This is a genomic window from Streptomyces sp. NPDC059009, assembly GCF_042740175.1.
In the GTDB taxonomy this organism is placed as follows: domain Bacteria; phylum Actinomycetota; class Actinomycetes; order Streptomycetales; family Streptomycetaceae; genus Streptomyces.
This window is the reverse complement of the sequence record NZ_JBHYJB010000028.1, coordinates 129,501-136,890: the sequence shown is the minus strand read 5'-3', so window position 1 is coordinate 136,890 and position 7,390 is coordinate 129,501. Positions and strand designations below refer to the sequence as shown.

Annotated in this window: 3 protein-coding genes; all 3 read right to left on the bottom strand. The window is 69.9% G+C overall.

The genetic code is table 11. From position 1 onward, the window contains the following. Positions 1–246: 246 nt before the first annotated feature. Positions 247–1,707: a glutamate synthase subunit beta gene (locus tag ACFWYM_RS26700; RefSeq protein WP_384842268.1), complete on the bottom strand. Its 1,461-nt coding sequence runs from the start codon at positions 1,705–1,707 to the stop codon at positions 247–249. Beyond that, complete coding sequence (gene gltB / locus ACFWYM_RS26695) at positions 1,700–6,262, bottom strand: glutamate synthase large subunit (RefSeq protein WP_384842265.1); 4,563 nt, start codon at positions 6,260–6,262, stop codon at positions 1,700–1,702. Before gltB ends, ACFWYM_RS26700 begins: the two co-directional genes overlap by 8 nt. A 347-nt stretch (positions 6,263–6,609) precedes the next feature. Further along, positions 6,610–7,341 carry a VIT1/CCC1 transporter family protein gene (locus tag ACFWYM_RS26690; protein ID WP_384842262.1) on the bottom strand — a complete coding sequence of 244 codons (732 nt, stop codon included), beginning with the start codon at positions 7,339–7,341 and terminating at the stop codon, positions 6,610–6,612. Positions 7,342–7,390: the final 49 nt, after the last annotated feature.

Genomic DNA, 7,390 nt, shown 5'->3' with positions numbered 1-7,390 from the left:
GGCTATCGATAGCCCGTCCGGCGATTGAGGACGAGGCCGTCCAGGCCGAAAAGGGGGTCTAGGGGCAAAGCCCCAGGAAGGCCGCCCCAGGGCGACGGAGTCGCCGGATTCGGGAAGGGGCGGGACCGGGGAAAGAAAAAACGCGACGCCCACCCAGAGTCCGGTCGGGGACAAAGGCAGGCGTCGCGCCAGTTCCGTACGCCGTTGTACGGGACGTCAGTTGGGGTCGTGCCGAGACGGAAAGAACTAGACGGTGAGCGCCCGGTCCGTAGGACGGATCGGAGCCGGCAGATCCGAGGCCCCGGTCAGGAACCGGTCCACCCCCCGCGCAGCCGACCGCCCCTCCGCGATCGCCCACACGATCAGCGACTGCCCCCGCCCCGCGTCCCCCGCGACGAAGACCCCGGGAACGTTCGTCTGGAACTCGGCGTCCCGCGCCACGTTCCCACGCTCGTCCAGGTCGAGCCCGAACTGGGAGACCAGCCCGTTCTCCTGGTCCGTGCCGGTGAAGCCCATCGCCAGCGTGACCAGCTGCGCCGGGATCTTCCGCTCCGTACCCGGCTTCTGCGTCAGCTTCCCGTCCACGAACTCGACCTCGACGAGGTGCAGGAACTGCACGTTCCCGTCCTCGTCGCCCTCGAAGTGGGTGGTCGAGACGGAGTAGACCCGCTCGCCGCCCTCCTCGTGCGCGGAGGTGACCTTGTAGAGCATCGGGAAGGTGGGCCACGGCTGGCCCGTCGCCCGCTCCTCGCCCGGTCGCGGCATGATCTCCAGCTGGGTGACCGAGGCCGCGCCCTGGCGGTGGGCGGTGCCCACGCAGTCCGCGCCGGTGTCACCGCCGCCGATCACGACGACGTGCTTGCCCTCGGCGGTGAGGGGCGGCTGGACGTAGTCGCCCTCCTGCACCTTGTTGGCGAGCGGCAGGTACTCCATCGCGAAGTGGATGCCGTTCAACTCCCGCCCGGGGACCGGGAGATCACGCGAGACCGTGGCACCGGCGGCGACCACGACCGCGTCGTAGCGCTTGCGCAGCTTCGCCGCGTCGATGTCGCGGCCGATCTCCACGCCCGTACGGAACTTGGTGCCCTCCGCGCGCATCTGCTCGATGCGCCGGTTGATGTGGCGCTTCTCCATCTTGAACTCGGGGATGCCATAACGAAGCAACCCCCCAATTCGATCCGCGCGCTCGTACACCGCGACCGTGTGACCGGCCCGCGTCAGCTGCTGCGCGGCGGCGAGGCCCGCCGGGCCCGAGCCGATGACGGCGACCGTCTTGCCGGACAGCCGCTCCGGCGCCTGCGGCTTGACGTCGTTCGCGTCCCACGCCTTGTCGATGATCGAGACTTCGACGTTCTTGATGGTCACGGCGGGCTGGTTGATGCCGAGGACGCACGCCGACTCGCAGGGAGCGGGGCACAGCCGCCCGGTGAACTCCGGGAAGTTGTTGGTCGCGTGCAGCCGCTCCTGCGCCGCCGACCAGTCCTCGCGGTACGCGTAGTCGTTCCACTCGGGGATGAGGTTCCCGAGCGGGCAGCCGTTGTGGCAGAACGGGATGCCGCAGTCCATGCAGCGCGACGCCTGCTTGCTGATGATCGGCAGCAGGGAGCCGGGGACGTAGACCTCGTTCCAGTCCTTGACGCGCTCGCCGACCGGACGGGTCTCGGCGACCTCGCGGCCGTGGTTCAGGAAGCCCTTGGGATCAGCCATTGGTCGCCGCCTCCATCATCTTCTCGGTGATCTCGGACTCGGAGAGCCCGGCTCGCTCGGCGGCTTCCTTGGCGGCGAGCACTGCCTTGTACGTGCTGGGGATGATCTTGGTGAAGCGGGCCACGGACGCGTCCCACTCGGCGAGGAGCTTCTCGGCGACCGTGGATCCGGTCTCCTCCGCGTGGCGGCGCACGACGTCGTGCAGCCACTGCTTGTCGTCCTCGGACAGGGGCTCGATCGCGCCCTGGTTGCCCGCGTTGACGTTCGCGTGGTCCAGGTCGATGACGTACGCGATGCCGCCGGACATGCCGGCCGCGAAGTTGCGCCCGGTCTCGCCGAGCACCACCGCGTGCCCGCCGGTCATGTACTCGCAGCCGTGGTCGCCCACGCCCTCGGAGACCACCAGGGCCCCGGAGTTGCGGACGCAGAAGCGCTCACCGGTGCGGCCGCGCAGGAAGAGCTCGCCGCCCGTCGCGCCGTACGCGATGGTGTTGCCCGCGATCGTCGAGTACTCGGCGAGGTGGTCGGCGCCGCGGTCCGGGCGGACGATGACGCGACCGCCCGAGAGGCCCTTGCCCACGTAGTCGTTGGCGTCGCCCTCCAGGCGCAGCGTCACACCGCGCGGCACGAAGGCGCCGAAGGACTGGCCCGCCGAGCCGGTGAAGGTGATGTCGATGGTGTCGTCGGGCAGGCCCGCGCCGCCGAACTTCTTCGTCACCTCGTGGCCGAGCATGGTGCCGACCGTGCGGTTGATGTTGCGGATGCCGACCTGGGCGCGGACCGGCTGCGCCTCAGTGGCGCTGGCCCCGGCGAGGGCGTCGGCGGAGAGCTTGATCAGCTCGTTGTCGAGCGCCTTCTCCAGGCCGTGGTCCTGGGCGATGAGCTGGTGGCGGACGGCGCCCTCGGGCAGCTCCGGCACGTGGAAGAGCGGCTCCAGGTCGAGGCCCTGCGCCTTCCAGTGGTTCACGGCCCGCGTGGTGTCGAGGAGTTCGGCGTGGCCGACGGCCTCCTCGATGGAGCGGAAGCCCAGCTCGGCGAGGAGCTCACGGACCTCTTCGGCGATGAACTCGAAGAAGTTGACCACGAATTCGGGCTTGCCGGAGAAGCGGTCGCGCAGCGTCGGGTTCTGCGTGGCGATGCCGACCGGGCAGGTGTCCAGGTGGCAGACGCGCATCATGACGCAGCCGGAGACCACGAGCGGAGCGGTCGCGAAGCCGAACTCCTCGGCGCCGAGCAGCGCCGCGATGAGCACGTCACGGCCGGTCTTCAGCTGGCCGTCGGTCTGCACGACGATGCGGTCGCGCAGGCCGTTGAGCAGCAGCGTCTGCTGGGTCTCGGCGAGGCCGAGCTCCCAGGGGCCGCCCGCGTGCTTCAGCGAGGTGAGCGGCGAGGCACCCGTACCGCCGTCGTGGCCGGAGATCAGGACCACGTCCGCGTGCGCCTTGGAGACACCCGCGGCGACCGTGCCGACGCCGACCTCGGAGACCAGCTTCACATGGATGCGGGCGACCGGGTTGGCGTTCTTGAGGTCGTGGATCAGCTGAGCCAGGTCCTCGATGGAGTAGATGTCGTGGTGCGGCGGCGGGGAGATCAGGCCCACGCCCGGGGTGCTGTGCCGGGTCTTGGCGACCCAGGGGTAGACCTTGTGGCCGGGCAGCTGGCCGCCCTCGCCGGGCTTGGCGCCCTGGGCCATCTTGATCTGGATGTCGTCGGCGTTGACCAGGTACTCGGAGGTCACACCGAAGCGGCCGGAGGCGACCTGCTTGATCGACGAACGGCGCGCCGGGTCGTAGAGGCGGTCCGGGTCCTCGCCGCCCTCGCCGGTGTTGGACTTGCCGCCCAGCTGGTTCATGGCGATGGCGAGGGTCTCGTGGGCCTCGCGGGAGATGGAGCCGTACGACATGGCGCCGGTCGAGAACCGCTTGACGATCTCGGAGACCGGCTCGACCTCGTCGACCGGGATCGGCTGCCGGTCGGCCGACTTGAAGCCGAACAGGCCGCGCAGCGTCATGAGCCGCTCGGACTGCTCGTTCACGCGGTCCGTGTACTTCTTGAAGATGTCGTAGCGGCGGTTGCGCGTGGCGTGCTGGAGGCGGAACACCGTCTCCGGGTCGAAGAGGTGCGGCTCGCCCTCGCGGCGCCACTGGTACTCGCCGCCGATCTCCAGGGCGCGGTGCGCCGAGGCGATGCCGGAGGCGGGGTACGCCTTGGCGTGCCGGGCGGCGACCTCCTCGGCGACGACCTCGAGACCGGCGCCGCCGATCTTCGTGGCCGTGCCATTGAAGTACTTCTCGACGAACGCCTCGTCGAGACCGACGGCCTCGAAGACCTGGGCGCCGCGGTAGGAGGCGACGGTCGAGATGCCCATCTTGGACATGACCTTCAGGACGCCCTTGCCGAGCGCGTAGATCAGGTTCCGGATGGCGGTCTCGGACTCGATGCCGGGCAGGAAGGTGCCGGCGCGGACCAGGTCCTCGACGGACTCCATCGCCAGGTACGGGTTGACGGCCGCGGCACCGAAGCCGATGAGCAGCGCGACGTGGTGCACCTCGCGCACGTCGCCCGCCTCGACGACCATGCCCACCTGGGAGCGCTGCTTGGTGCGGATCAGGTGGTGGTGCAGGGCCGAGGTGAGCAGCAGCGAGGGGATCGGCGCGTGCTCGGCGTCGGAGTGCCGGTCGGAGAGCACGATGATGCGGGCGCCCGCCTCGATGGCGGCGTCGGCCTCGGCGCAGATCTCCTCGATGCGGGCGGCGAGGGCGTCGCCGCCGCCACCGACCCGGTAGAGGCCGGAGAGCGTCGCGGCCTTCATGCCGGGCATGTCGCCGTCGGCGTTGATGTGGATGAGCTTGGCCAGCTCGTCGTTGTCGATCACCGGGAACGGCAGCATCACGTTGCGGCAGGACGCGGCGGTCGGCTCCAGCATGTTGCCCTGCGGGCCGAGCGAGGTGCCGAGCGAGGTGACGAGCTCCTCGCGGATGGCGTCCAGCGGCGGGTTGGTGACCTGCGCGAACAGCTGGGTGAAGTAGTCGAAGATCAGCCGCGGGCGCTCGGAGAGGGCCGCGATCGGGGTGTCCGTGCCCATGGAGCCGAGCGGCTCGCCGCCGGTCTTGGCCATCGGCGCGAGGATGATCCGCAGCTCTTCCTCGGTGTAGCCGAAGGTCTGCTGGCGGCGCGTGACGGAGGCGTGCGTGTGCACGATGTGCTCGCGCTCGGGCAGGTCGGAGAGCTCGATCTCACCGGCCTCCAGCCACTCCTTGTACGGCTGCTCGGCGGCGAGGGCGCCCTTGATCTCGTGGTCCTCGACGATGCGGTGCTCCGCGGTGTCGACGAGGAACATCTTGCCGGGCTGCAGGCGGCCCTTGCGGACGACCTTCGCGGGGTCGATGTCGAGGACGCCGACCTCGGAGCCGAGGACGACGAGGCCGTCGTCGGTGACCCAGTAGCGGCCGGGGCGCAGGCCGTTGCGGTCGAGAACGGCGCCCACCTGCGTGCCATCGGTGAAGGTGACACAGGCCGGGCCGTCCCAGGGCTCCATCATCACGGAGTGGTACTGGTAGAAGGCGCGCAGGTCCGGATCCATGGAGGCGTGGTTCTCCCAAGCCTCCGGGATCATCATCAGGACACTGTGCGGCAGCGAACGGCCACCGAGGTGCAGCAGCTCGAGGACCTCGTCGAAGGACGCGGAGTCCGAGGCGTCCGGCGTGCAGATCGGGAAGATCCGGTCGAGGCTCTGCTCACCGAAGAGCTCGGAGACGAGCTGCGACTCCCGGGCCCGCATCCAGTTGCGGTTGCCCTTGACGGTGTTGATCTCACCGTTGTGCGCGACGAAGCGGTAGGGGTGCGCCAGCGGCCACGACGGGAACGTGTTGGTCGAGAAGCGCGAGTGGACGAGCGCGAGGGCCGTGGCGAAGCGGCGGTCGGACAGGTCCGGGAAGAAGGGCTCCAGCTGGCCGGTGGTCAGCATGCCCTTGTAGACGATGGTGCGGGCGGAGAGCGAGGGGAAGTACGTCGCGACCTCGCGCTCGGCGCGCTTGCGCAGCACGAACGCCTTGCGGTCGAGCTCGAGCCCGGAGCTCGCGCCGTCGCCCACGAAGAGCTGGCGGAAGACCGGCATCGTCGAGCGGGCGCTGGCGCCGAGCAGCTCGGGGGCGACGGGGACCTCGCGCCAGCCGAGGACGCTCAGACCCTCCTCGGCGGCGATCTCCTCGATCTTCGCGGCGGCGTCCGTGGCGGTGGCGACGGGCAGGAAGGCGATGCCGACCGCATACGACCCGGCTGCGGGCAGCTCGAAGTCCACGGCCTCGCGCAGGAAGGCGTCCGGGACCTGCAGCAGGATGCCCGCACCGTCACCGGAGTCCGGCTCGGAGCCGGTGGCGCCGCGGTGTTCCAGATTGCGCAGTACGGTCAGCGCCTGCTCGACGAGCTCGTGGCTCGCCACACCGGTAAGGGTGGCCACGAACCCGACACCGCAGGCGTCGTGTTCGTTACGGGGGTCGTACATCCCCTGCTGAGCAGGGCGACCGTCCATGGGCGACCAGGCGTCGGAACGCATCGGCTCTCCCGTCGTCGTCGTGGCATGTGCTGGTGCCGAGGGACGACGTTGGCCCTCTGCGAGTGCCCTCTGGGGGCGGGGCGCCCGCTGGGGGCGCAAAATTTCGTGCAGGTTACATGATGGGGTGCTTCTCGGAAAGCGGATAGCTCATTCCACCATGTGGACACCGCCCACGGTAGTGGGGAACGGTGCAGAAGGGGCCTCTGCGGACAGATTGCTGACTGAGGGCCCGGGGCGACACGGGCCTCATTGCCCGCAGCGCTTACGGCTCATGCCCCGTGGTCAACGGCTCGAAACCGAGAGGTAACGACTACTTATGCAGCCTCTCGCATAGGGCTGCACGGCCGTCATCCTACGGCGGTTCCGAACAAGCTGCCCAGGGCGTACGTCACACCCGCCGCGGCACCACCCAGGAGCAGCTGCCGCACCCCGCTGAACCACCAGGACCGCGCCGTCACCTTGGCCACCACGGCACCACAGGCGAAGAGCCCGACGAGGGCGAGGAGCACGGCGGGCCACAGCGCACTGGCCCCCAGGAGGTACGGAAGAACAGGAAGGACGGCACCGAGCGCGAAGGCCCCGAAGGACGAGACGGCGGCGACGAGCGGCGAGGGCAGATCGCCCGGGTCGATGCCGAGCTCCTCCCGCGCATGGATCTCCAGCGCCTGCTCCGGATCCCGGGACAGCTGCCGGGCGACCTCGCGGGCCAGCTCCGGCTCCACGCCCCGCGCCTCGTACAGGGCGGCGAGCTCGCGCTCCTCGTCCTGCGGGTGCTTGCGCAACTCCCGCCGCTCCACGTCGAGTTCGGCCTGCACGAGCTCGCGCTGCGAGGCGACCGAGGTGTACTCGCCCGCGGCCATGGAGAAGGCACCGGCGGCGAGCCCGACGAGCCCCGTCACGACGATCGTCTGCTGCGACACGGCACCGCCCGCGACACCCGTCATCAGGGCCAGGTTCGAGACGAGCCCGTCCATCGCGCCGAAGACGGCCGGACGCAGCCAGCCACCGTTCACATCACGGTGGGTGTGGTTGTCGCGGTGCGCCTCGTGCAGCGTCGCCTCGGTCTCGATGATGGCCATGTCGCGGGATCCCCCAGATCACTGTGAACGTCGGTTCCTCGTCCCCGAC